Source organism: Exiguobacterium sp. s194 (assembly GCF_018618275.1).
GTDB lineage: Bacteria > Bacillota > Bacilli > Exiguobacteriales > Exiguobacteriaceae > Exiguobacterium > Exiguobacterium chiriqhucha.
The window spans coordinates 137,733-159,667 of record NZ_JACSLT010000003.1 but is presented as its reverse complement, the minus strand read 5'-3'; the positions used below and the strand labels follow the sequence as shown (position 1 = coordinate 159,667).

27 protein-coding genes are annotated in these 21,935 nt (G+C 52.6%); 19 read left to right on the top strand and 8 right to left on the bottom strand.

Annotated elements, in window-relative coordinates:
• Window positions 1-58: 58 nt before the first annotated feature.
• The 7 genes from KNP85_RS04680 (at window position 59) to KNP85_RS04650 (ending at window position 5,756) form a co-directional block, all read left to right on the top strand.
• Window positions 59-1,186, top strand: coding sequence for an MFS transporter (locus tag KNP85_RS04680; RefSeq protein WP_214801640.1), 1,128 nt, complete (start codon window positions 59-61; stop codon window positions 1,184-1,186).
• Window positions 1,167-1,454 carry a hypothetical protein gene (locus KNP85_RS04675; RefSeq protein ID WP_114164958.1) on the top strand — a complete coding sequence of 96 codons (288 nt, stop codon included), beginning with the start codon at window positions 1,167-1,169 and terminating at the stop codon, window positions 1,452-1,454. The genes KNP85_RS04680 and KNP85_RS04675 overlap by 20 nt, the downstream gene beginning before the upstream one ends.
• Window positions 1,447-3,693 (top strand): molybdopterin oxidoreductase family protein, encoded by a 2,247-nt coding sequence (locus KNP85_RS04670; protein ID WP_058765372.1) that lies wholly within the window; start codon window positions 1,447-1,449, stop codon window positions 3,691-3,693. Before KNP85_RS04675 ends, KNP85_RS04670 begins: the two co-directional genes overlap by 8 nt.
• Complete coding sequence (locus KNP85_RS04665; RefSeq protein WP_021068020.1) at window positions 3,690-4,232, top strand: 4Fe-4S dicluster domain-containing protein; 543 nt, start codon at window positions 3,690-3,692, stop codon at window positions 4,230-4,232. The genes KNP85_RS04670 and KNP85_RS04665 overlap by 4 nt, the downstream gene beginning before the upstream one ends.
• 20 nt (window positions 4,233-4,252) lie before the next feature.
• Entirely contained in the window at window positions 4,253-4,759 is a 507-nt protein-coding gene (locus KNP85_RS04660) for a QcrA and Rieske domain-containing protein (protein ID WP_214801637.1), read from the top strand.
• Window positions 4,749-4,952, top strand: a complete 204-nt coding sequence (locus tag KNP85_RS04655; RefSeq protein WP_214801634.1) for a hypothetical protein — start codon at window positions 4,749-4,751, stop codon at window positions 4,950-4,952. Before KNP85_RS04660 ends, KNP85_RS04655 begins: the two co-directional genes overlap by 11 nt.
• Window positions 4,953-5,063: 111 nt before the next feature.
• The gene (locus KNP85_RS04650) at window positions 5,064-5,756 is read left to right on the top strand and encodes a Crp/Fnr family transcriptional regulator (protein WP_021068023.1); all 693 of its coding nucleotides are present in this window, start codon (window positions 5,064-5,066) and stop codon (window positions 5,754-5,756) included.
• On the opposite strand, the gene KNP85_RS04645 is transcribed toward KNP85_RS04650, so the two are convergent.
• Complete coding sequence (locus KNP85_RS04645) at window positions 5,757-6,269, bottom strand: hypothetical protein (protein WP_021068024.1); 513 nt, start codon at window positions 6,267-6,269, stop codon at window positions 5,757-5,759.
• Between the two features lie 222 nt (window positions 6,270-6,491).
• Between KNP85_RS04645 and KNP85_RS04640 the strand changes: the two genes are divergently transcribed.
• The 10 genes from KNP85_RS04640 to KNP85_RS04595 are packed head-to-tail and all read left to right on the top strand — an operon-like array spanning window position 6,492 to window position 13,745.
• On the top strand, window positions 6,492-7,808 hold the full coding sequence (locus tag KNP85_RS04640) for an MFS transporter (protein ID WP_021068025.1): 1,317 nt from the start codon (window positions 6,492-6,494) through the stop codon (window positions 7,806-7,808).
• A 57-nt stretch (window positions 7,809-7,865) separates the two neighbouring features.
• On the top strand, window positions 7,866-8,873 hold the full coding sequence (moaA, locus tag KNP85_RS04635; RefSeq protein WP_214801631.1) for a GTP 3',8-cyclase MoaA: 1,008 nt from the start codon (window positions 7,866-7,868) through the stop codon (window positions 8,871-8,873).
• 5 nt (window positions 8,874-8,878) lie between these two features.
• On the top strand, window positions 8,879-9,382 hold the full coding sequence (locus KNP85_RS04630; RefSeq protein WP_021068027.1) for a MogA/MoaB family molybdenum cofactor biosynthesis protein: 504 nt from the start codon (window positions 8,879-8,881) through the stop codon (window positions 9,380-9,382).
• Window positions 9,379-9,921: a molybdenum cofactor guanylyltransferase gene (locus KNP85_RS04625; protein ID WP_214801627.1), complete on the top strand. Its 543-nt coding sequence runs from the start codon at window positions 9,379-9,381 to the stop codon at window positions 9,919-9,921. Before KNP85_RS04630 ends, KNP85_RS04625 begins: the two co-directional genes overlap by 4 nt.
• Before the next feature lie 4 nt (window positions 9,922-9,925).
• Window positions 9,926-11,161 (top strand): molybdopterin molybdotransferase MoeA, encoded by a 1,236-nt coding sequence (locus tag KNP85_RS04620; protein ID WP_214801624.1) that lies wholly within the window; start codon window positions 9,926-9,928, stop codon window positions 11,159-11,161.
• Window positions 11,137-11,613 carry a molybdopterin-guanine dinucleotide biosynthesis protein B gene (gene mobB / locus KNP85_RS04615; RefSeq protein WP_214801622.1) on the top strand — a complete coding sequence of 159 codons (477 nt, stop codon included), beginning with the start codon at window positions 11,137-11,139 and terminating at the stop codon, window positions 11,611-11,613. Before KNP85_RS04620 ends, mobB begins: the two co-directional genes overlap by 25 nt.
• Window positions 11,591-12,046 (top strand): molybdenum cofactor biosynthesis protein MoaE, encoded by a 456-nt coding sequence (locus tag KNP85_RS04610; RefSeq protein WP_021068031.1) that lies wholly within the window; start codon window positions 11,591-11,593, stop codon window positions 12,044-12,046. Before mobB ends, KNP85_RS04610 begins: the two co-directional genes overlap by 23 nt.
• On the top strand, window positions 12,043-12,270 hold the full coding sequence (locus tag KNP85_RS04605; RefSeq protein WP_021068032.1) for a MoaD/ThiS family protein: 228 nt from the start codon (window positions 12,043-12,045) through the stop codon (window positions 12,268-12,270). Before KNP85_RS04610 ends, KNP85_RS04605 begins: the two co-directional genes overlap by 4 nt.
• Before the next feature lie 3 nt (window positions 12,271-12,273).
• Window positions 12,274-12,738, top strand: a complete 465-nt coding sequence (moaC, locus tag KNP85_RS04600) for a cyclic pyranopterin monophosphate synthase MoaC (RefSeq protein WP_214801619.1) — start codon at window positions 12,274-12,276, stop codon at window positions 12,736-12,738.
• A complete protein-coding gene (locus KNP85_RS04595) occupies window positions 12,735-13,745 on the top strand; it encodes a ThiF family adenylyltransferase (protein ID WP_214801616.1) in 1,011 nt (336 codons plus the stop codon). Before moaC ends, KNP85_RS04595 begins: the two co-directional genes overlap by 4 nt.
• A gap of 41 nt (window positions 13,746-13,786) precedes the next feature.
• On the opposite strand, the gene KNP85_RS04590 is transcribed toward KNP85_RS04595, so the two are convergent.
• Window positions 13,787-14,803 carry a LysM peptidoglycan-binding domain-containing protein gene (locus tag KNP85_RS04590; RefSeq protein ID WP_214801613.1) on the bottom strand — a complete coding sequence of 339 codons (1,017 nt, stop codon included), beginning with the start codon at window positions 14,801-14,803 and terminating at the stop codon, window positions 13,787-13,789.
• Between the two features lie 278 nt (window positions 14,804-15,081).
• Between KNP85_RS04590 and KNP85_RS04585 the strand changes: the two genes are divergently transcribed.
• Window positions 15,082-15,831 (top strand): FixH family protein, encoded by a 750-nt coding sequence (locus tag KNP85_RS04585; RefSeq protein ID WP_214801610.1) that lies wholly within the window; start codon window positions 15,082-15,084, stop codon window positions 15,829-15,831.
• A 30-nt stretch (window positions 15,832-15,861) separates the two neighbouring features.
• Here the strand turns inward: KNP85_RS04585 and KNP85_RS04580 are convergent, their stop codons facing one another.
• Window positions 15,862-17,487 (bottom strand): ABC-F family ATP-binding cassette domain-containing protein, encoded by a 1,626-nt coding sequence (locus KNP85_RS04580; RefSeq protein WP_214753607.1) that lies wholly within the window; start codon window positions 17,485-17,487, stop codon window positions 15,862-15,864.
• Between the two features lie 133 nt (window positions 17,488-17,620).
• Here KNP85_RS04580 and KNP85_RS04575 point away from each other — a divergent pair, with 133 nt between their 5' ends.
• Entirely contained in the window at window positions 17,621-18,232 is a 612-nt protein-coding gene (locus KNP85_RS04575; protein WP_021068038.1) for a stage II sporulation protein M, read from the top strand.
• A gap of 23 nt (window positions 18,233-18,255) precedes the next feature.
• Here the strand turns inward: KNP85_RS04575 and KNP85_RS04570 are convergent, their stop codons facing one another.
• The 5 genes from KNP85_RS04570 to KNP85_RS04550 all read right to left on the bottom strand — a co-directional run bounded on the left by KNP85_RS04570 (window position 18,256) and on the right by KNP85_RS04550 (window position 21,878).
• On the bottom strand, window positions 18,256-18,939 hold the full coding sequence (locus tag KNP85_RS04570) for a DNA/RNA nuclease SfsA (RefSeq protein WP_214801607.1): 684 nt from the start codon (window positions 18,937-18,939) through the stop codon (window positions 18,256-18,258).
• Between the two features lie 41 nt (window positions 18,940-18,980).
• A complete protein-coding gene (locus tag KNP85_RS04565; RefSeq protein ID WP_214801604.1) occupies window positions 18,981-19,427 on the bottom strand; it encodes an SACOL1771 family peroxiredoxin in 447 nt (148 codons plus the stop codon).
• Between the two features lie 55 nt (window positions 19,428-19,482).
• Window positions 19,483-20,721: a peptidase T gene (gene pepT / locus KNP85_RS04560; RefSeq protein WP_029596316.1), complete on the bottom strand. Its 1,239-nt coding sequence runs from the start codon at window positions 20,719-20,721 to the stop codon at window positions 19,483-19,485.
• Window positions 20,722-20,850: 129 nt separating this feature from the next.
• A complete protein-coding gene (locus tag KNP85_RS04555; protein WP_214801601.1) occupies window positions 20,851-21,525 on the bottom strand; it encodes an LrgB family protein in 675 nt (224 codons plus the stop codon).
• Window positions 21,522-21,878: a CidA/LrgA family protein gene (locus KNP85_RS04550; protein ID WP_214801599.1), complete on the bottom strand. Its 357-nt coding sequence runs from the start codon at window positions 21,876-21,878 to the stop codon at window positions 21,522-21,524. The genes KNP85_RS04555 and KNP85_RS04550 overlap by 4 nt, the downstream gene beginning before the upstream one ends.
• Window positions 21,879-21,935: the final 57 nt, after the last annotated feature.

Here is a 21,935-nt window from a genome sequence, read left to right as displayed (position 1 = left end):
AGATGTCATCTTTATGATGAAACTATGAAGTCGCTCGGAAAGAGAAGGAGGAACACATATGTCCGATCGTTATTTTTATTCGACCGCTGCAAAGTGGTCGTTCGTAGGATTCACCGCCTTGGTGCTCTCGACGTGGGTCGCGTCGGCAGGATTTGAGCACGTGGACATGGCGTTGTTCGGCTACTATATCGCCGCCGTCATTTGCATGATTGGGATGGTCGTTCGTTTGACGTTATTCTTTGCACGGCCGGCCACTTCGCAAGTATTGAAGCGGAGCCTTAAACAAATGAAGGCAGAAAAGAAACGGACCAGTAAAGCCGTCGCCACGACAACTGTCAATAACATCGTCTTACAGAAGTTCATCTGGGAACGTGGCTGGTACCGCTGGACCCAACATATGTTGATCGCCTGGGGATGCCTCGGGTCGTTCGCCATCACGTTCGGCTTGACGTTCCAATGGATGCGCTTTGATTTGATTGATATCGAGACGTATCAAATCGTCGTCTTCAACATCCCGACCATCAAAATGGCCGCGCACGGGTTGTTCGCCGAGCTCGTCTATAACGGCTTGAACATCACCGCGCTCATGTTGCTCGTCGGCGTGCTCATGGCACTCTATCGCCGGATTAACGACCAGGACGTGAAAGTGACACAGCGGTTTGAATTTGATATTTTACCGCTCCTCATGTTGCTCATCGTCACCGTATCAGGTCTCTTGTTGACCGTGTCGTACGTATTCTTCGGCGGCTTCATTCATCATGAACTCGCCTTGTTCCATCAATTGACCGTCATCATCTTTTTATGCTACTTCCCGTTCGGTAAACTGTTCCACTTGCCAGTCCGACCGATGGCAGCCAGCGTACCGATGAACTACCGGGAAGTCGAAGCGGATGAGACGCGTGTCTGCGCTGGTTGTGGCACACGCTATGCAACGGACAATCAAGTCGAGGACGTCCAAGCGATTTTACAAGCACAGACGATTCAGCTCGGACTCAGTGACGGGACCCAGCTGTCGGATTACTGCCAACCGTGTCGACGTTCGATGCGTGTGAAGATGCAGTTGAACTTGATGAATGGACAGTTGTCGACGCACCCGGTCGATACGAATACCGGCATGTCGATGCCAGGGTTCGGCCGGCCGAAGGAGACGAAAGATGAGGCAAAAGATGAGACACCTGTGCGTTAAATGCGGAGAACCGACCGGGACGCTTGAAGAAATCGAGCAAGTGAAACAATTGCTCGAAGGGTCGGACCAACTCGTAAAAGTCGATGCGGCACATACGGTCCAAGACCTCTGTCACGCCTGTCGTCGTCGGGCCCGGCTCGATTCGGCGCTCGGACGGCCAGGAAGTGACGGGATGCATTATCCGCTTCAAACGATTAACGGCTATCACGTCAGTGGATTTTCAAAACGAAGAGCGGAAACGTTCTATGGAGGGGAAGACGATGAGTGACTTTTTAACGTCGCCAGAAGTACAGAACTTAATCAAACCTGGTGAGAAACTGATTACGACCCATTGTTGTTACTGCGGTATGCAGTGCGGCATGCACATCCGGGTCGATGAGAAGACCGGAGCCGTCAAAGGCGTCGAACCACGCTACGATTTCCCGGTGAATAAAGGCAAGCTTTGTCCGAAAGGCGTCACGGCCTATCAAACGATTGAGCATCCGGACCGCATCCTCACACCGCTCATCAAGCGGAATGGCAAGTTTGAGAAAGCGACATGGGACGAAGCGCTCGACGTGATCGAAGCGAACTTTAAACGGATTCAACGAGAGCACGGAAAGGATGCGGTGTCTGTCTTCGGCGGCGTCTCGATGACGAATGAGAAATGTTACCTCGTCGGGAAGTATGCGCGGGTCGCACTCGGCACACGATTCATCGACTATAACGGCCGCTTCTGTATGTCATCTGCTGCCGGCGGTTTCTTAAAGACTCTCGGGATTGACCGCGGGGCGACGCTCCCGTGGACGGAGTTCGAGCATGTTGACACGTTCTTTGTCGCCGGTTCGAATATCGCCGAATGTCATCCGACGACGACGCAGCATATTTGGAAAGCGAAGGACAAAGGCGCGAAAATCATCGTCGCCGACCCGCGTGAGATTCCGATGGCGCGTGTCGCCGATGTCCACCTCGATTTGAAACCGGGGACGGATGCGGCGCTTGCGATGGGACTGCTCAACTTTTTAGTCGAACACGATTATGTCGATCAAGCGTATGTGGATGAGCGTTGCGATAACTACGAAGAGTTGAAGGCGTCGGTCCGTGACTGGACGCTCGAACGGACGAGTGATGTGACGGGGATTGCTATCGAAAAGCTTGAAAAGGCAGGTCACATTTACGGAAAGAGCCCACGGTCGGTCATGTTGTTTGCCCGTGGTGTCGAACAACAGTCAAAAGGCGTCGACAACGTCTCGCTTTACACGTCGATGGCACTTCTGCGCGGCATGGTCGGAAAATTCGCCTCGGGTGTCGCTACGATGACCGGGCAAGGGAATGGCCAAGGCGGACGGGAACATGGACAAAAAGCCGATTTGTTACCGGGCTACCGGAAGTTAACTGACCCGAAAGCCGTCGAATATGTGAGCGGTGTCTGGGGCATCGATCCTTCCGAGATGCCAAAACCAGGTGTGTCTGCATTCGAAATGTTCGATGAGATTCAAGCGGGAACGATTCGGGCGATGCACCTCATGTGTTCGAATCCGGCCGTCTCGGCACCGAACCTACCGTACGTGTGGGACAGTTTCAATAAGCTCGATTTCTTCGTCGTCAGCGACTTCTTCATGTCAGAATCTTGCGAGTTCGCGGACGTCGTCTTGCCGGCTTGTTCGTGGGCCGAAGATGAAGGGACGACGACGAACCTAGAAGGACGTGTCATTCGGATCCGGAAAGTACGCGAACCTCTCGGAGACTCGCTTCCAGACTGGGAAATCATGAAGCGGATTGCTGAACGGATGGGACGCGGACAGTACTTCCCGTACGAGACGGCGCGTGACATTTGGGAGGAGTTCCGCATCGCGACAAAAGGTGGAGCGGCCGACTACTCCGGAATCACGTGGGAACGAATCGACAACGAATATGGTGTCTTCTGGCCGTGTCCGTCTGAAGACCATCCGGGCACACCGACGATGTTCAAAGAACGGTTTGGGACGGCAAACGGGAAAGCGAATTTGCCCGTCGTCACGTATCGACCGGCCGGCGAATATGCGAATGAAGAATATCCGGTCACGCTCACGACAGGCCGTGTCGTCTTCCATTACTTGTCGGGCAACCAGACGCGTCGTGTCGATTTCTTGAGCACGATGTCAAAATTGCCGTTCGTGGAGATTCATCCCGAGCTCGCCTCAAGTTATGGCCTACAAACAGGTGACAAAGTCGAATTGCGGACACGCCGCGGAGCGATGGTCGTCGAGGCGCGTTTGACGAAGGCGATTCGAAACGATACCGTCTTTGTCCCTTACCATTGGGGCAAAGAGCTCGCCATCAATCAATTGACGAATCCGTGCCTCGATCCGATGTCACGCATGCCTGAGTTCAAAGTATGCGCGGTTCAACTGAAGAAGTTACCGGCGAATACGCCGCTACACATTAACCCGTTGACGGTGCCACTCGGTTCGAGCGTACCGTTCATGGCGGACCATGCGATTGCGACGAGCTGTCACGTCATGGATGAGGAGGTTCATACGAAATGAATAAAGTCATGTATTTAGAATTTGAACGCTGTATCGGCTGTCGAGCTTGTCAGGCGGCTTGCCGCGAATGTGGCGATCATGACGGACTTGAGCGCAACTACGTGGACTATATCGATTTCTCGGAGAACCGTCAGACGTTCCCAATGATCTGTATGCAATGTAAAAATCCAGCTTGTGCTCAAGTGTGTCCGGCCAATGCGATTCAAATCACGCCAGAAGGTGTCGTCTTATCGGCTTCCGAAGAAAAATGTATCGGCTGCCGGAACTGTACGTTCGCTTGTCCGTTCGGGATTCCGAAGTTCGATTTTGAGAAGAACAAGATGTATAAATGCGACATGTGTTACGACCGTTCCAAACATGATATCGCGCCGATGTGTGCGTCAGTTTGTCCGTCAGATGCGATTCGTTTCATTGACCATGACGAGATGATGCAACTGCGTCGTCAGCGCGTTCAAATGAACATGATTGAAGGAAAAAAACCTTCACAAGACGATAAATGGAATTACGTCCCTGAATTCTTTGGCGTCTATTCCGACTGAGGCAGAAAGGAAGATGACTTATGTCGAAAGATTCAAAAGAGCGGGAACGGTTATCCGCACTTGTCGATAACTTGAGTCGGGCCGATGATGTGAAACTGAACCGACGGGCCTTCATCAAATCGACGTTTGGGGCCGGCATCGCGCTCGGTCTCGCGACGGTCCCGTTCAATATCGCGACCTTCGTTCGAAGCGAGCCGAGAACCGACCGTCAGTTCATCACGACGGTCGAGGCGCTCGAGCGCGGGAAATCACTCGAATTTGAATATCCGGGTACGGAACCATCATTGCTTGTTCATTTAAAGACCGGTGAGTTCGTCGCCTATAACAACAAATGTACACATCTGCAGTGTCCTGTGTTTTATGTAGAGGAAGAAGATGTGCTCCTCTGCCCATGTCACCGCGGCTACTTCGATCTGGATGGGCAGCCGCAAGCGGGTCCGCCACAACGGGAGCTTCCTAAAATCCTACTGGAGATTGAGAACGGGAAAATCTTTGCGGTCGGAAGAGAGATTCATCATGGGGCGTAACGGTTGGAGTTTAATCGGACTGGTCGTGTTGCTCGCGACGAACATGGTGCTGTTGCAATATACAATTGAGAGCTATATGGTGTATGATCATGTCTCGATGCGACTATATATGGCCATCGCCATCATCAATGTCGGATTGATCGCCTTATTATATCGATATTGGAAAAAAATTGAATATCGTACGAAAGAATAGTCGTCCCCTTGAAACGCTTCCAAATGTTGATTGCGTTTCGAGGGGGTTTGTGTTTAGAATGAAGGCAAGCTTTCATATGGTGCAACGTGTTTTTAAGGAAGGTCGGTGGAAATGGCTCATTCAAGTAAATCGATGGTGCTCGAGGAAACAAAAAAATTGGCACATCGAATCATTCATGTCCCCAAAGGCGGGTTTCTGTTCCGGGAACAAGAAGACGCATCCGAATTTTATATTGTAAAGAGTGGACTAATCCAAATTTCGAAATTGACGGAAAATGGAAAAGAATTGACGTTACGTTGTTTAAGCGCTGAGGCTTGTTGCGGAGAATTGACGTTGTTCGCAATCGATCCGAAATATCTGTTTAACGCGAAAGCGTTAGAAGACAGTGAAATTTATGCGGTCAAAATCGAACGGATTGAAACGATGATTTTGTCATCGAATCCCGAGTTCGTCCGCGAGTTCATGATTATGATTAACGAACATATGCGGAAGCAGCATACGAAATTTAGAGACTTGGTGTTGAACGGGAAGAAAGGGGCGCTTTATTCGACGCTCATTCGCATGGCGAACAGCTATGGGGTGGAAGTCGAAGGTGGCATTCTCATCGACTTGAAACTGAAAAATCAAGAGCTCGCCAACTATTGCGGAACGTCGCGCGAACGCGTGAACCGCATGTTGAACGAGCTCGCCCAAGAGGGGATTTTGTCGCTCCCGTCTCGTCAAATCATCATTCATGACCTCGACCGCTTGAAACAGCTCAACCATTGTGAGGACTGTCCCATTTCAGTCTGTGTCATCGATTGATCACATCACGGCGGCAAGTGATAGCTCGCCCTCGAAATGTTCTAACCCATCGGCCTCGATTGTACAGGCCGATACATAAAAATCGCCATCTTCCATCAACTCGTAAGACCGAAGTACTCCTTCGGCTAGCTTGACCCCGTTAGCACGGACTTCGACGACGACACCTTCCATCGAGCGAACGCGCGCTGCGGACAAAAAGTCCAGCCAACGTTTGAAGTGGCGATAGACGGTGACCACCGTCCCGTCCCCTAGGTAGCCGATGACCGCCTGGGTATCATCGATCGTCACGTCGTGGTTTGTATCGATTCGGACAAGCAAGTCATGCAGGGCTTGCAGTTCTTCCATCGGACTTTCCAGTGGGAACGTGACGGTGATGCCCGTCTCCGTGAACGCCGCTTCGGCAATCGAGACACCGAAGACGCGGAACACATGGGCCCCATCTTGACTGAAGAAATATGGCTGCAGCGCCAAACGAGCCTCGGATGCGCAATGAATTTGAATAAGATGTGACACAGTTATCCCTCCTCTATTCCTTACGATAAGGAATCGGGGAGGGTTTTTCTGTGTTCAATGTCACAGAACCGAAAGAAAGGCGATTTTGTCACAGATTGATGACAAGCCGATAAAAAAACTCAACATGCGAAATAAGTGTGAAAGAAGGCACACTTTTTTAAGGGAGGGGTCGATAGGATGGGATTAGGATACGAATTGAACCGTTTAGAGGAGGAATAGACAATGCAACAATTAGACAAAGGGTCGCATGCACTCGCCGAGTGGAAGCCAGAGGACGTGGGGTTCTGGGAAGGGACGGGGAAACAAGTCGCCAATCGCAACCTACTTGTCTCAGTCCCGGCCCTGACGCTTGCGTTCATCGTTTGGCAGATGTGGTCGGTCGCGGCCGTCCAATTGAATTCGATTGGATTCAGCTTTACTCAAGGCCAATTATTTACGTTGGCCGCACTGCCTGGACTTGTCGGGGCGTCGTTGCGCTTTTTCTACACGTTTGCGAACAGTATATTCGGCGGGCGGAACTGGACGATCTTCTCGACGTCGATTTTGTTGTTGCCGCTCCTTGGTATCGCCTACGCCGTGCAAAACGTCAACACACCGTATTGGGTGTTCATGATTTTGGCCGCTCTTTGCGGACTAGGTGGGGGGAACTTCTCGTCGTCAAACGCCAATATCGGTGCGTTTTATCCGAAAGCGAAAAAAGGGACGGCGCTCGGGATTAACGGAGGCATCGGGAACTTGGGCGTCTCGCTCGTTCAATTGATCACACCGCTTGTCATCACGACGAGTATATTCGGATTCATTGGCGGCAACGCCCTCGTGACTGAGACCGGGCAACAGATTTGGCTCCAAAACGCGGCGCTGCTTTGGGTCGTGCCGACCATCATATTGACAGTCTGTGCCTACTTGTTCATGGATAACTTACCGACGGCACGCCAATCGATTCGAGAACAGGCGAGCGTGTTCAAAGACAAGCACTTTTGGATTCAAACGTTGCTCTACACGGCGGCCTTCGGTTCGTTCATCGGATATGCCGCTGCGTTCCCGATGATTTTGAAATTAAAGTTCCCTGAATCGGACTTGTTGGCACTCGCCTTCCTTGGTGCGTTCCTCGGCGCTTCCTCACGTCCATTCGGAGGTTGGATTAGCGATAAGGTCGGAGCGGCCAAAGTGACATTGGTCGTGTTCGGTGTCATGGCGCTCGGGACGATGAGTGTCATCCTGGCCATCACGAACGACAACTTGACGATGTTTTTCATCTCGTTCGTAGTTCTGTTCATCGCGACCGGACTCAACTCCGGTGCGACGTTTGCGATGATTCCCCACGTGTTTGTGGCAACGAAGACACCGGCCGTCGTCGGATTCTCGGCAGCGTTTGCCGCTTACGGCGCCTTCTTCATTCCGAAAATGTTCGGCTGGTCGCTCGAACTCGTCGGTTCGTTCAATGGCGCGTTGTTCGTCATGCTCGGACTCTACGCGATTTCAATCGTCACTACAATTTATTACTATTTGCGGAACGGTGCTGAAAAGCCGATTCGCTGACTTTTGGGAAGGGACTTAGGAGGTCCCTTCTGTCGTTGACAGAAAGGATGAACCCATATGACACCATGGACCGATCGTCGGAGACGACCGTTGGAAGATTTGCGTATCTCGGTGATTGATAAATGTAACTTCCGATGCCGCTACTGCATGCCTGAAGAAGCGTTTCGCCACCACCAATTTTTAAAGCGAGATGAATTGCTATCATTCGATGAGATTGAGCGATTCGTTCGGATTATCGCCCCGCATGGCGTGAAGAAAGTGCGCTTGACCGGAGGTGAACCGTTACTCCGAGCGAATCTCGATGAACTGATTCACCGTCTCCGAGCGGTCACGACCATCGAGACGATCGGGTTGACGACGAACGGCGTCTATTTAGAACGGATGGCGAAGGCGTTGAAACAAGCCGGGCTGGACCGGGTCAATGTGAGTCTAGACGCCTTATCAGCCGAGACGTTCGGGATGATGAACGGGCGCGGGACGTCGCCCGAGACGGTGTTACGAGGCATCGATGAGGCGAAACGACAAGGGCTTGAGGTGAAAGTGAACATGGTCGTCCGGAAAGGATGGAACGATCATGAAGTTGCCCCGATGGCCGCTTATTTCAAAGAACGGAATATCACGCTTCGTTATATCGAGTTCATGGATGTTGGCACGGCGAATGAGTGGAATGTCGAACATGTCGTATCGTCCGAATCGATTCTCGAGGTGTTGCGCCAACAGAACGGCTTGCTCGAACCACTTGCTCCCGAGGCGCTCGGGGAGGTGGCCAAACGTTACCGCTACGATGATGGAGCAGAAGTTGGTTTTATCTCTTCGGTCAGTCAACCGTTCTGCGGGACGTGCACACGAGGTCGGCTATCGAGCGATGGCAAATGGTATACGTGCCTGTTCGCGGAAGAAGGGACAGATATTCGCGAGTTGCTTCGCAGCGGAGCGAGTGACGACCTCATCGCGATGACGTTAAAAATGGTATGGGAAGTGCGCGACGATCGCTATTCGGAAGAACGATCACGAAATGGGAACCGGACACGCAACCGGATTGAAATGAGTTACATCGGAGGGTGAAAACCATGCAGACACACAATCACGTACATGAAAATACAAAGCGTGTCCGGGCCGCGATTTTAACAATCTCGGATACACGCACGCTCGATACGGACGTTTCGGGAGAACATATTTGCTCATTGTTAAAAGCAGAGGCCCACACAGTCACATACCGTGAAATCACGAAAGATGATCCGATAGAGATTGAGGCGGCCGTCAGACGAATGGTTGATGAGAAGATGGATGTCATCTTGACGACCGGTGGGACGGGAATTACGAAGCGCGATGTCACCATCGAGACGATTCGACCACTGCTCGACCGGGAGATGGTCGGCTTTGGCGAGTTGTTCCGTCACGTCAGCTTCACGGACGACATCGGACCGGCCGCGATGTTGTCGCGCGCTCTCGCCGGACGTATCGGGGATACAATCATCTTCTCGATGCCAGGGTCACGGGGCGCCGTCGACTTGGCGATGACCCGTTTGATTCTCCCCGAGCTTTCGCACATCGTCTGGGAAGCGACGCGATGATTGGCATCGTTTTGGCGGGCGGCCAATCGCGTCGGTTCGGCGCCCCTAAATGGCAAGCTCGCTACAAAGACGCCTCGTTTGAAGAACGAGCAAGGAACATCCTTGCCACGACGACGGCGACCCAGTGGAGCGTCGTTCCGGCCGGACAGTCGACGACCCCATATCAACTCGAAGACGACACGGAATGGCGAGGCATGGGCCCTATCGCAGGCATCGTCACTGTCATGCGGCACGTTACGAGTGATTGGTACGCCGTCTGTGCGTGCGATACGCCCTTGGTGCCAGCAAGTGTTTATGAACGCCTAGCGATGGAGCGAAGAGATCAACCGGTCGTCGCCTACGCCGACAATCGAATTCATCCGCTCATCGCCCTCTATCCACGGGCGATGGAATCGCAGTTTGTGGCTGCCTTACATCGAGGTGAACGGGCGGTCATGCCTCATTTGACCGAGGCGACCATCGTCTCGTTCGAAGAACGGGACTGGTTTAAAAATGTGAATACGCCAAATGATTATGAAGCACTGCTTGGAAGGAAGTGAAGTGATGGAGAAGAGATCGACCCTATTTCGAAAGCCGCTCGCCGTCGACGAGGCGATTGCACTCGTCGAAGAAATGTCGGGGCGAGCCAAGACGGAAACGGTGCCATTGTATCGAGCGCACGGAAGAATTTTAGCGATGGACCTCGTCGCGACGCATGACGTTCCAGCGTTCGATAAATCACCGTATGACGGCTTTGCCGTCCAGTCCGCGGACTTGTTGACTGCGAGTCGCGACGAACCGGTGACCTTGCCTGTTCAATACGTGCAGGGAGCTGGACACGTCGGAGAACCGCTATGCGCTGGCCAAGCGATTCGCATCATGACCGGAGCTAAAATCCCAGACGGGGCGGATGCGATTGTCATGCTTGAGCTCGTGCAAGCAGATGAACGAGTCGTGACGTTCAAACGACCGGCCCGTGACGCCAATATCTCCTATCGCGGAGAAGATGTGGCGATGGGGACGAATATCGTTGACCGAGGCACCCGCATCAATCCGGGCGTGATCGCCTTGCTCGCGACGTTCGGCTACGAACAAATTGACGTGTACGTGAAACCGCACATCACCGTATTCGCGACCGGAGACGAGCTCGTCGAACCGGGACGCAAGAAAGGCGACGGTCAAATTTATAATTCGAATGCGTATATGATTCTTGCTCAGATTGAGGAGCTCGGTGGCACAGCGACATATGGCGGCATCTTGCCGGATACGTTCACTTCGACGAAGCGGGCGGTCGAAGAAGCGCTTCAGTCGAGTGATGCCATCGTCACGACAGGCGGGGTATCGGTCGGCGATTTCGATTATTTGCCCGATGTGTATGATGCGCTCGGAGCGACAGTACTGTTCAATAAAGTCGGGATGCGGCCAGGGTCCGTCACGACAGTCGCGCACCTCGAAGGTCGGCTGTTATTCGGATTATCTGGCAATCCGTCGGCCTGCTTCGTCGGCACGGAACTATTTGTCGGGACGTATATGAAGACGTTATTCGGGCAAGCAGAGCGTCCGGTCGTCGAAGCGACGCTTGGTGCTGATTTCCCGAAAGCAAATCCGTTTGACCGATTTGTACGTGGACATATAACAATCGACGAGGTCGGACAGGCGGTCGTTCATCCGAGTGGTAAAGATAAATCGGGAATCGTCTCTTCGCTCGCGACGTGCAATGCATTGATTCATTTGCCGGGCGGGACGAGAGGGTTTCAGAAGGGGGACACGGTTCGATGTCGAATCATCGATCAGCTTTGATTTTACAAGTGGTCGGCTATCAAAATAGCGGCAAGACATCGTTCGTTTCTGATTTGATAGCGCGGTTGTCGGCGAAGGGGCTCCGTGTCGGCGTCATCAAACATCACGGTCATGGTGGAGCAATCGACGTACCGATGTCGGACTCGCATCGTCACGCCTTGGCGGGTGCGGTGTTATCGAGTGTGATTGGTGAAGACAGCACGTTAATCGAATGGCAAGCCGGTGACACGTTCGAACTACTCTTGAACTTGTATGAGTCTCACGTCGACATCTTACTCATTGAAGGTTATAAGCAAAAAGACTATCCGAAAGTGGTGCTCGTGCGAGACGGACAGGAACAACCGATTGGTTTGATGAACGTCATTGCACGCGGAGATGCTATGGCAGACCGGGCACGCTTGCTGGATATGGTAGAAAGGTGGATGGCAGATGAAGTGGTATCAAGTAAATGAACATCCGCTCGAGCCGATGGCACTTTACGAAACGGTCCGACATCGAAATGTCGGTGCGGTCGTGCTCTTTATCGGAACGGTGCGGGAAATGACCGGTTCTAAACAGACTGAGCTCCTCGAGTACGAATCGTACGTACCGATGGCTGAGAAGATGCTCGAGCAAATCGGGCATGAAGTCTCAGAACGATGGCCTGGTGCGTTGACAGCCATCCATCACCGAATTGGACGTCTCGATATCCTGGACGAAGCAGTCGTCATCGCGACGAGTTCTTCCCATCGAGCCGACGCGTATGAAGCAAATCGCTATGCTATCGAACGGATCAAAGAGATTGTCCCGATTTGGAAACGGGAGCACTGGACCGACGGCACGAAATGGATTGGTGACCAAAAAGAACAATTACCCGGACGCCCGGAAGGAGTGACGTACTCATGATAGAAGTATTATGTTTTGCCCATGTGGCAGAGGAGCTCGCGATGCGGTCTTACACGGTATCGGCACCGACGACAATCGCTTCGTTGCGGGAAGGGTTGATGGAACGTGGCGTGTCGGGAGCGGAACGTCTCATGTTCGCGGTCAATGAACGTTATGAGACAGATGATTACATGATTGAAGACGGAGACACGGTCGCCGTCATCCCGATGGTGAGCGGAGGGTAAACGATGGAATTAACACATATGAACAACCAAGGACGGGCGCAGATGGTCGATGTATCCGGGAAAGTAGAGACGACACGGACGGCTCGGGCCCGTACGTCGGTTGAACTGAGTCGTGAACTCAAACAGCTCATCACAGACGGCGGTCTTGCAAAAGGAGATGTGCTCGCCGTCGCCCAAGTGGCTGGCATCATGGCCGCTAAAGAGACGAGCCGCATCATCCCGATGTGCCACCCGCTCGCCTTGAAAAAAGTCGACTTGACGTTCGAGTGGGACGGGACGCAGCTCATCATCGAGGCGTTCGTGAAGACGAAAGGTGATACCGGTGTCGAGATGGAGGCGTTGACGGCCGCGTCCGTCGCCGCCTTGACCGTGTATGACATGACAAAAGCCGTCGATAAAGGGATCGTCATCGGACCGACATATCTGCTCGAGAAACAAGGTGGGAAGTCAGGGGATTACGTCCGATGACACACGCCTCGGAGCGCTATGCGCGGCAGGCCCGGTTCCACGGCATCGGAGCGGAGGGCCAAGAACGTCTGATGGAGAAACGGGTGCTCGTCATCGGTCTCGGTGCGCTCGGTGCGGCCGTAAGTGATCAGCTTGTGCGGGCCGGTGTCTCGCTCGTCCTCGTCGACCGGGATTATGTCGAGGTGACGAACTTACAGCGACAGACGCTTTACGTAGAACAGGATGCGATCAGTGAGACGCCAAAAGCGATTGCCGCGCTCGAACGTTTACGGGTCATCAACTCGGACATCGAGTTAGACGCGCAAATCGTCGACGTCTCGTGGGATTGGCTTCGCGCCTTGCCTCACGTCGATCTCGTTTTGGACGCAACAGACAATGTCGAGACACGGCTGTTGTTAAACGATTTCGCACTCGACCGCGGCATTCCGTTCATGTTCGCCTCGTGCGTCGGGGCGTACGGCATGAACTACACGGTGATGCCGGGAGAGGCCCCATGTCTTCGCTGCCTCATGCGTCACTTACCACTAACTGGACAGACGTGTGCGACAGCGGGAGTGGTGGCACCGATTGTACAACACGTGGCGAGTCGTCAAGTCGTCGAGGCGTTGAAGTTTTTGACGGGTCGTCCTGAAAAGATGGAACGTCGGCTCTTGATTGAAGACATGTGGGAAAATCAGTCGCAGCGACTCGATGTCGCGCGGCTCATCGACGTGTCTTGCCCGTCTTGTCAGACGCATGACTATCCGAGCCTTGTGTCAAATCGACAGCAGACGTCGCTTCTATGCGGACGTGACGTCGTTCAAGTCCGTCGGTCCATCGAAGGACTGGCCCCTATCGCCAATCTGCTAGAACGTGCTGACATTGCGGTGAAGCGAACACCGTTCACGTTAGAATGGCGCTGGCGGAATCATCGGATGCTCTTATTCAAAGACGGCCGTGTCCTCGTCCACGGGGTCAATGACGCGCATGTCGCGGTCGCGATGGTCGATGAATGTCTTGGCACATAAAAGAAGTGCCCGCGGAATGTGTGGCGGACACTTCTTTTTGGTTAACGTGGAATCGTGAGCACTTGCCCGACGTAAATCAAGCTCGTGTTCGTAATATTGTTGGCGGCGGCAATCTTGGCGACGGTCGTATTATACATCGTCGCAATCTTATAGAGCGTGTCGCCCGATTTGACGGTGTACTTCACTGTCGTCGGAGTTGTTGTCGTACCTGGGATGACGAGCACTTGTCCGACATAAATCAAATTGTAGTTTGTGATTTTATTGGCGGCGGCGAGGGCAGAGACGGTGACGCCGTAAGCACGAGCGATGCTATAGAGGGTATCACCTGATTTGACGGTATACGTTTTGGCAGTCGAAGTAGAACGATAAGCAAGGAGTTGGGAGACAGTGACGAATTTATAGCCCTTCGCTTTCAATTGCGAAATCATCGTCGGCAAGGCGAGCGGTGTGCCCGGAGCGCCGGCACCGGTGTGCATTAAGACGATTGAGCCCGGTTTGATATTCGCTTGTACTTTCGTATTGATTTGACTAGCGGTGACACCTTTCCAGTCGACGGTATCGATGTTCCATTGAATCGTGTAGCCGTAGCCTGCTGCACCAACTCCGCTCAACACGGCGCTGTTAACGGCGCCGAATGGGGCCCGGAAAATTGGTTTTGTTGTTTTACCGGTAATCGATTTAATTTTCGCTTCCGTCCGATCGAGTTCCGATTTCATCTGCGTGGCGGTCAACTTCGTGAAGTCTGGATGAGTATACGAATGGTTACCGAATTGGTGACCTTTAGCGGCGATGTTTTTGATGTATTGAGGATGGTTATTGGCGCCCGATCCAGTCAAAAAGAAAGTGGCTTTGACATTGTTCTTGGCAAGTATGTCCAAAATCTTATTCGTATTCGCACCATCCGCTCCGTCATCGAACGTCAACGCAACGACTTTACTCGTCGTGTTCACGCTCGTGATGAATTTCGACGCGGCGGCATCGGCCGATTTTGGATAAGCGACTAACGGTGCCAACATGATCAACAAGGCCATTAACACACGTACGAACCTGCTCTTCATTTTGGTTTCGCCTCCATTCTTGGGTGTATGTATCTTGATGTTAAGGCTTTCCATATATTGAGCTGTGTATATATTTTATATACCCCCTTTTGATGGCAAACATCGTCCAATCCTAAAATAAGGCAAAGGATTTTTTGGATAATATCTCTCAAAATTTGTGTTCAATTTATGAGTGGTAAACTCGGAAAATATCACACAATCCTCACACATTTCCGAAAAAAGGGTGCTATCATGAACAATGTGTGAAGAATGTAAGCGATTGAATAGGGGGATTCAATATGAACACCATGATGAAACGATTGGGTGTAACGTTTGGACTGGTCGGTCTATTCGTTCTCGGAGCGTGCGGGACAGATGAGACAACAAAAAGCGCCGAGACCACGCCATCGATGGAGCCGGTAGAAGCAGAATTGAACGTGCCGGCGACAGCCGATAAAGACGAGGCGGTCACATTGGCGGTTCGCGTCACACAAGACGGGAAAGCGGTCGATGACGCCGACGAAATTAAGTTCGAAGTCTGGAAGAACGGTGCCAAGGAAGAGAGCGAGATGACAAAAGCGACGCTCACAGAAGACGGCGTATATGAGGCGGAGACGTCGTTTGCCGAAGAAGCGGTCTATACGGTTCAAGTGCATGTAACGGCTCGGTCGATGCATACGATGCCGACGACGAACGTGACGGTCGGTCATCCAGAGACAGCGGCGGAAGCAGAGGCTGAAGAAGATCATCACCATCACGCCGGAGCGGACATTGTCCTCGACCCGACACAAGCGGTCGCCGAGGAAGCCCAACCGTTCACCGTCAACGTCGAGATTGAGCATGAGGCGTTGACAGGTGCGGATGTTCAACTTGAAGTGTTTAAAGACGGTGCAGACAAACACGAGTGGGTGAAACTCGAAGAAACGGAAGGCGGAAACTATGCGGGTGAGCATACATTCTTTGAGGCCGGTACGTATAACGTTCAAGTCCATGTGACAAAAGGACACGACATCCATGAACACATCATGGAGACCGTCGAGGTCAAATAAAAAACGATCGGCCGCGGCCGATCGTTTTTCTTATGCGTTCTGATAAAGTGATTCGACTTGTTGTTGGAGCGATTCGTTCTCGAGGAACTCGTCGTACGTCGCTTCTTTGTCGACAATCCCGTTCGGCGTCACTTCGATGATGCGCGTGGCAATCGTTGAGATGAGCTGATGGTCATGCGAGCTAAAGAGGAGTACGCCTTTGAACGTCTCGAGCCCGTTGTTGAGCGCTGTGATCGACTCGAGGTCCAAGTGATTCGTCGGATCGTCGAGGACGAGGACGTTCGAGTTCGACAGCATCATTTTCGAGAGCATGCAACGCACTTTCTCTCCCCCTGAGAGGACAGATGCTTTCTTCATGACTTCTTCGCCTGAGAAGAGCATACGACCGAGGAAGCCGCGAAGGAACGTATCCGACTCGTCTGCTGGTGAGAACTGGCGTAACCAATCCAAGATGCTCTTATCCGAGCCTTCGAAGTATTCTGAGTTGTCTTTCGGGAAGTACGACTGTGTCGTCGTGACGCCCCATTTGACCGTACCTGCGTCAGGCTCCATCTCACCCATGATGATTTTGAAGAGTGTCGTGATGGCGACGTCCGAACGGCCGACGAATGCGACTTTGTCCGTCTTGTTCAATGAGAACGTGACGTTGTCGAGTACTTTGACGCCATCGATTGTCTTCGAGACGTTGTCGACGTAGAGCACGTCGTTCCCGATTTCACGTTCCATCGAGAAACCGACGAACGGATAACGGCGTGACGATGGACGGATATCGTCGAGCGTGATTTTATCGAGCAACTTCTTACGCGACGTCGCTTGACGCGCCTTCGAGGCGTTCGAGCTGAAACGGGCGATGAAGTTTTGAAGTTCTTTAATCTTCTCTTCTTTTTTCTTGTTCTGGTCGTTGGCCATGCGTGAAGCAAGTTGGCTCGACTCGTACCAGAAGTCGTAGTTCCCGACGTACAATTGAATCTTACCGAAGTCGAGGTCGGCCATGTGCGTACATACTTTGTTCAAGAAGTGACGGTCATGGGATACGACGATGACGGTGTTCTCGAAGTTGATTAAGAACTCTTCGAGCCATTGAATCGCTTTAAGGTCAAGACCGTTCGTCGGCTCATCGAGGAGAAGAATGTCAGGTTTGCCAAACAATGCTTGCGCAAGGAGAACTTTAACTTTCTCGCCACCTGTGAGCTCACTCATGAGCTTGTGGTGTGACGCGTCCGTGATGCCGAGTCCTTGAAGGACCATGGCAGCTTCTGATTCGGCTTCCCAACCGTTCATCTCAGCGAATTCGCCTTCGAGTTCAGCAGCGCGCATACCATCTTCGTCAGAGAAATCTTCCTTCATATAGATGGCGTCTTTTTCTTTCATGACTTGATACAAGCGCTCGTGGCCCATGATGACCGTCTCGAGTACCGCTTGATCTTCGTACGCATAATGGTCCTGTTTAAGGACAGCGAGGCGTTCGCCAGGCGAGAAGCTGACGTCACCTGTCGTCGTGTCTTGCTCACCGGCAAGAATTTTTAAGAATGTTGACTTCCCGGCGCCGTTCGCACCGATCAAGCCGTAACAGTTGCCTGGTGTGAACTTGATGTTCACGTCTTCGAACAACTTGCGTCCACCGAATTGGAGACTTACGTTATTTACTGTAATCATGTATAGGATCCCTCGTTTTTCTGATTAGTTTACGACGTGTATTGTATCACGTTTTTTGAAAACGCGCAGTCGTGGGTAAAAATGAAACAAACAGCAACCTGATTCGTATAGAGAATAAAAGGGGGAATCAGTCATGAAAACAACGCTCCCGCTGAAAGAAGCGTGGTCGAACTATTATCGTAGAGATTTCTTCCGTCTATGGGTCATTTTCCTCGTGACGGGTATCGGGTCGTATTTCTTGTTTCGATCGTTCATCGCACCCGATCAAATAGACGAGATTTTAGCGCAGCTCGGAGATACGTTTGAATCGAGGGGCTTGACGTTCGATTCGAGCGCCCATGAGACGATGATTGCCTTGTTCGTGAACAATACGCGTGTCACGCTGTTCGCCTTCCTGCTCGGGATGATTCCACTCTTCATCCCGTACGTGTTCGTCGTCATCAACGCCGCGGTCATCGGGCTGGTCGCCATGCTCGTTGGGTTTGCCGGCGAATCCGTGATTCGGGTCATCGTGCTCGGCATTTTACCCCACGGTGTCACGGAGATATCGGCCATCTTACTCGGAGCGGCGATGGGATTATCGCTCAACCGTTACGTGTGGAAGAAACTGCGCGGTAAAGAGACGGACGTCACGTTCAAGGCGCTATTTGTGGCAGGCGTGAAGATGTTTCTCTTCATCGCGGTGCCGCTCCTCGCCATTTCGGCCGTCATCGAGGCATACGTGACCCCACTGTTATTACAGTAAAAAAGCCATCAGCGATGGCTTTTTTACTTGAAATGATTCGTTGTCTCAACACATCGGATCAAACGAATCCCTTCTCTGGACAGGTCGCCGTTCACTTGCCAAATTTCTAATCCATTCGTGATCGCATCGCGAATCAGCTGACGAATCCGCGCGTCTTGTTTCCGGTTCGGATTGCCGGTGAAGACGGGCGCATCATATAAGAAGACATACAGCAGGACGGCCCGTTTGGTTGCAGGCAACGTCGCAATCAACGTCTCGAGATGGCGAATTAATCGTTCGGTCTCGATCGGTCTCGTCACCGCACGGCGTTCAAAGCGGGGGAGAGGCGTCACGAACAACTCGGTGAGTGGTGCCTTCACTTCCATATAGACACCATCAACTTTGAAATCGAGTCGTGACGTGCCAATGACTTGCTCGCGTTCCACATGTTTCGAGTAAGGAAAGACCGGTAATGCGTCCGTGTCCAAGCAATACGCGACGAAATCGTTGGCGCGACCTTGATGAATCCCAATCCATTGTCGGTCTGCATCAATCGAGATGGCTTCTACTGTGAAGGCGGTGTTCCGTCGCGGATCGTTCGTTGTCGAGATGAGGCAAGGCACCCCGTCAAAGACGAGGTCACCGATGCGGCCTGTGACCGGACAGTGGCAGGCGACGACGGTGTCGCCGATCAATACATCCATCACGAACCGATTGCGTCGTTTCAAAATGATGCCTTCTTGCAGGTCTAGTGCGAAGCGATACATCGTCAGTCGACGCGTGTGACCGTCGTGCTGAGCTCGAACGTGACGTTGCCGGCCAAGGCGCGTGAAATCATGCAGCCGTCCTTGGCTTTCTTGGCGATCCGTTCGACGAGCGTGATATCACGGTCTGTGGCATCTGTCGGCACGTTGATGCGGGTCGTGTAGCGAATCGTCTCATACGTGAAGACACCGTTCGTCACGTCGACGATGCCTTCGGCGTCAATCGTGATTCCGCGATGTGGCAGTTCGCTTCGCCCGAGCATAGCCGCGAGCGTGATGATATAGCAGGTCGCCGCAGCACCGAGCAACATCTCATCGGGGTTCGTCCCGATGCCCGGACCATCCATTTCCGGGGGAATCGAGATTTGTGTCTTTAACCGTTCGGCCTCAATCGTTCCGACGTCGTTGCGTCCGCCGGTCCAGTCGAGGTTCATTTGAAACGTATGCTTCATAAAAAATCGCCTCCAATGTCTCTATTCTAGAAGAGAACGATTGGAGGCGCATGTGTTATGCTCGCGCGCGTTCAGCGAACGTGCGGAGCGTCTGGATGATGACGTGGGTCGCTTTTTCCATGTTGTTGACGGAGACGTACTCGAACTTGCCGTGATAGTTCTCGCCGCCCGTGAAGATGTTCGGGGTCGGGAGTCCCATATACGATAGTTGCGAACCGTCCGTACCACCGCGAATCGGTTCGATTTTCGGTTCGATTCCAAGTTCGCGCATGACGTCGGCGACCGTATCGACGATGTGTTTCACTGGCTCGATTTTCTCGGCCATGTTGTAGTATTGGTCGTCCATTTTTAAGTCAACGCGCGCTTCGCCGTACTTCTGTTTCCATTCGACGACGAGCTTTTCAAGCAACGCTTTGCGCGCCTCGAACTTCGTGCGATCGTGGTCACGGATAATGTATTGCAGCGTCGTCGTCTCCACGTCGCCAGAGAAACCGTTCAGATGGAAGAATCCTTCGTAGTCGCTCGTATGCTCTGGGGCCTCATCAGCCGGAAGGCGGTTGTGGAATGCCATCGCCAATTTCATCGAGTTGACCATCTTGTTTTTGGCACTGCCCGGGTGGACGTTCGTCCCATGGAACGTGACCGTGGCACCAGCGGCGTTGAAGCTCTCATATTGGAGTTCGCCGAGGGGACCGCCGTCCATCGTATAGGCGAAGTCGGCGTTGAAGCGAGCGACGTCGAACTTGTGCGGGCCGCGTCCAATTTCTTCGTCCGGTGTGAAGGCGATCCGGACCGGTCCGTGCGGAATCTCCGGATGGGCCAATAAGTATTCGACCGCAGTGACGATTTCGGCCATACCGGCTTTGTCATCGGCACCGAGCAAGGTCGTGCCGTCTGTCGTGATGAGCGTATGTCCGACATAGCCGTCGAGCTCCGGGAAGTCACGCGGCGACAAGATGACTTGGAGCGCCTCGTTCAAGACGATATCGCCACCCTCGTAATGTGCGACGAGTTGCGGGTTGACGTTCGTCCCGGTGAAGTCGGTCGCCGTATCGACGTGGGCAAGTAAGCCGATCGTCGGTACATCATGGTCGACGTTACTCGGAAGTGTCGCGAACAAGTAACCGTACTCATCCGTCTCGACGTCCTCGAGCCCGATTGCTTTCAATTCGGTCTCGAGATGGCGAATCAAATCCCATTGTTTCGCCGTCGACGGAGTCGTCTCACTCGTGAAGTCGGACTGTGTATCAATTTTTGCATACGTGATTAAACGTTCAATCAATTTCGATTGCATGGTCTGCCTCCTCTGATGAATCTGTTCTCATTTAGTTTAGCATGAGAGCCGTTTTGAAAAGTATCGAAATTGTTTGAAAATAAAAAGAGAGGCGCGATGGCCTCTCTTCGTGCCCGATTTCTTCCCGAATCAAAACAGAAGAGGAAGTAGAAATGGCAACACAAATGACGTGAAGATGGCAGACAGACCCATTGCCGCTCCCCCTGTCGCACCGGATAATGGGTGTTCCGTCGCAGCTTGAGCCGTCCCGATGCCGTGGCTGAGCGTCCCGAGCGCAAGTCCGCGCGTGAACGGGTCGGTCACGTTGAAGCGCGTGAGAATCATCGGACCGAGCATGGCCCCGAGGATTCCGCAAGCGACGGCGACCGACGCGGCGAGTGCGGCGTCACCTTGTAGTTGCCGCGCCAATTCTAAGGCGATTGGTGACGTCACTGATTTGACGGACAAGGCGAGCAAGACGTGATCCGTCAATTTGAGCGCGGTCCCTAACCCGACAGCGACGAAAATCGTCGACAGCGTCCCGAGCATGATGGCCCCGAGCGCCCGTTTCGCGCGAGCGAGCAAGATAGGCAAGTTGCGATAGAGTGGTAATCCGAGTGCGACCGTGGCTGGTCCAAGCAGCGTCGTGATGGCGTCTCGAGCCGGGGCGTACGTGTCGTACGTCTGTCCGGACAAGAGCAAGATGACAATCAATGTCGCTGTACTCAAGAAGACGACGTTTGTGAAGGAGGACGCCCATTTGAACGATAGTTTGCGGCTCAACATGTAGACGCCGATGGTGACGAGCACCCAAAATAATGTCATGAGGCTTCACCTCGTCTTCCAGAGATGAGTGCGGTGACGATGAGACCAACGAATAGACTGATGATCAAGGCGGCAAACAGTGGCACACCTTCCGCCTTCAATAAATCACTGTAAGACATGAGTCCGACCGCAATCGGGATAAAGAAGAAAGCGAGATGCTTTGTCAAAAAACCAGCGCTGTCTTCAATCCACTCGGCACGGATCAGTTTCGTCATCAATAAGAGCAGTAAGAGGACCATTCCGATGACGCTTCCAGGAACTTTTAAATCAAGCGCAGCGACGATCCAATTGCCGAGTGAGCTCAAGCCAAACAAGAGCGAAAGGCCAATCACCCATTTGATGAGACGTTGCATATATGACATCCTTTCGCGAATAAGTTCAAAACGTATGCATTTTCTCAAGTTTCATTC

Excerpts from the sequence above, each read along its gene's own strand:
- KNP85_RS04680 (WP_214801640.1), top strand. The coding sequence starts at position 59 with ATGTCCGATCGTTATTTTTATTCGACCGCTGCAAAGTGGTCGTTCGTA.
- KNP85_RS04675 (WP_114164958.1), top strand. The coding sequence starts at position 1,167 with ATGAGACACCTGTGCGTTAAATGCGGAGAACCGACCGGGACGCTTGAA.
- KNP85_RS04670 (WP_058765372.1), top strand. The coding sequence starts at position 1,447 with ATGAGTGACTTTTTAACGTCGCCAGAAGTACAGAACTTAATCAAACCT.
- KNP85_RS04665 (WP_021068020.1), top strand. The coding sequence starts at position 3,690 with ATGAATAAAGTCATGTATTTAGAATTTGAACGCTGTATCGGCTGTCGA.
- KNP85_RS04660 (WP_214801637.1), top strand. The coding sequence starts at position 4,253 with ATGTCGAAAGATTCAAAAGAGCGGGAACGGTTATCCGCACTTGTCGAT.
- KNP85_RS04655 (WP_214801634.1), top strand. The coding sequence starts at position 4,749 with ATGGGGCGTAACGGTTGGAGTTTAATCGGACTGGTCGTGTTGCTCGCG.
- KNP85_RS04650 (WP_021068023.1), top strand. The coding sequence starts at position 5,064 with ATGGCTCATTCAAGTAAATCGATGGTGCTCGAGGAAACAAAAAAATTG.
- KNP85_RS04640 (WP_021068025.1), top strand. The coding sequence starts at position 6,492 with ATGCAACAATTAGACAAAGGGTCGCATGCACTCGCCGAGTGGAAGCCA.
- moaA (WP_214801631.1), top strand. The coding sequence starts at position 7,866 with ATGACACCATGGACCGATCGTCGGAGACGACCGTTGGAAGATTTGCGT.
- KNP85_RS04630 (WP_021068027.1), top strand. The coding sequence starts at position 8,879 with ATGCAGACACACAATCACGTACATGAAAATACAAAGCGTGTCCGGGCC.
- KNP85_RS04625 (WP_214801627.1), top strand. The coding sequence starts at position 9,379 with ATGATTGGCATCGTTTTGGCGGGCGGCCAATCGCGTCGGTTCGGCGCC.
- KNP85_RS04620 (WP_214801624.1), top strand. The coding sequence starts at position 9,926 with ATGGAGAAGAGATCGACCCTATTTCGAAAGCCGCTCGCCGTCGACGAG.
- mobB (WP_214801622.1), top strand. The coding sequence starts at position 11,137 with ATGTCGAATCATCGATCAGCTTTGATTTTACAAGTGGTCGGCTATCAA.
- KNP85_RS04610 (WP_021068031.1), top strand. The coding sequence starts at position 11,591 with ATGAAGTGGTATCAAGTAAATGAACATCCGCTCGAGCCGATGGCACTT.
- KNP85_RS04605 (WP_021068032.1), top strand. The coding sequence starts at position 12,043 with ATGATAGAAGTATTATGTTTTGCCCATGTGGCAGAGGAGCTCGCGATG.
- moaC (WP_214801619.1), top strand. The coding sequence starts at position 12,274 with ATGGAATTAACACATATGAACAACCAAGGACGGGCGCAGATGGTCGAT.
- KNP85_RS04595 (WP_214801616.1), top strand. The coding sequence starts at position 12,735 with ATGACACACGCCTCGGAGCGCTATGCGCGGCAGGCCCGGTTCCACGGC.
- KNP85_RS04590 (WP_214801613.1), bottom strand. The coding sequence starts at position 14,803 with ATGAAGAGCAGGTTCGTACGTGTGTTAATGGCCTTGTTGATCATGTTG.
- KNP85_RS04585 (WP_214801610.1), top strand. The coding sequence starts at position 15,082 with ATGAACACCATGATGAAACGATTGGGTGTAACGTTTGGACTGGTCGGT.
- KNP85_RS04580 (WP_214753607.1), bottom strand. The coding sequence starts at position 17,487 with ATGATTACAGTAAATAACGTAAGTCTCCAATTCGGTGGACGCAAGTTG.
- KNP85_RS04575 (WP_021068038.1), top strand. The coding sequence starts at position 17,621 with ATGAAAACAACGCTCCCGCTGAAAGAAGCGTGGTCGAACTATTATCGT.
- KNP85_RS04565 (WP_214801604.1), bottom strand. The coding sequence starts at position 19,427 with ATGAAGCATACGTTTCAAATGAACCTCGACTGGACCGGCGGACGCAAC.
- pepT (WP_029596316.1), bottom strand. The coding sequence starts at position 20,721 with ATGCAATCGAAATTGATTGAACGTTTAATCACGTATGCAAAAATTGAT.
- KNP85_RS04555 (WP_214801601.1), bottom strand. The coding sequence starts at position 21,525 with ATGACATTATTTTGGGTGCTCGTCACCATCGGCGTCTACATGTTGAGC.
- KNP85_RS04550 (WP_214801599.1), bottom strand. The coding sequence starts at position 21,878 with ATGCAACGTCTCATCAAATGGGTGATTGGCCTTTCGCTCTTGTTTGGC.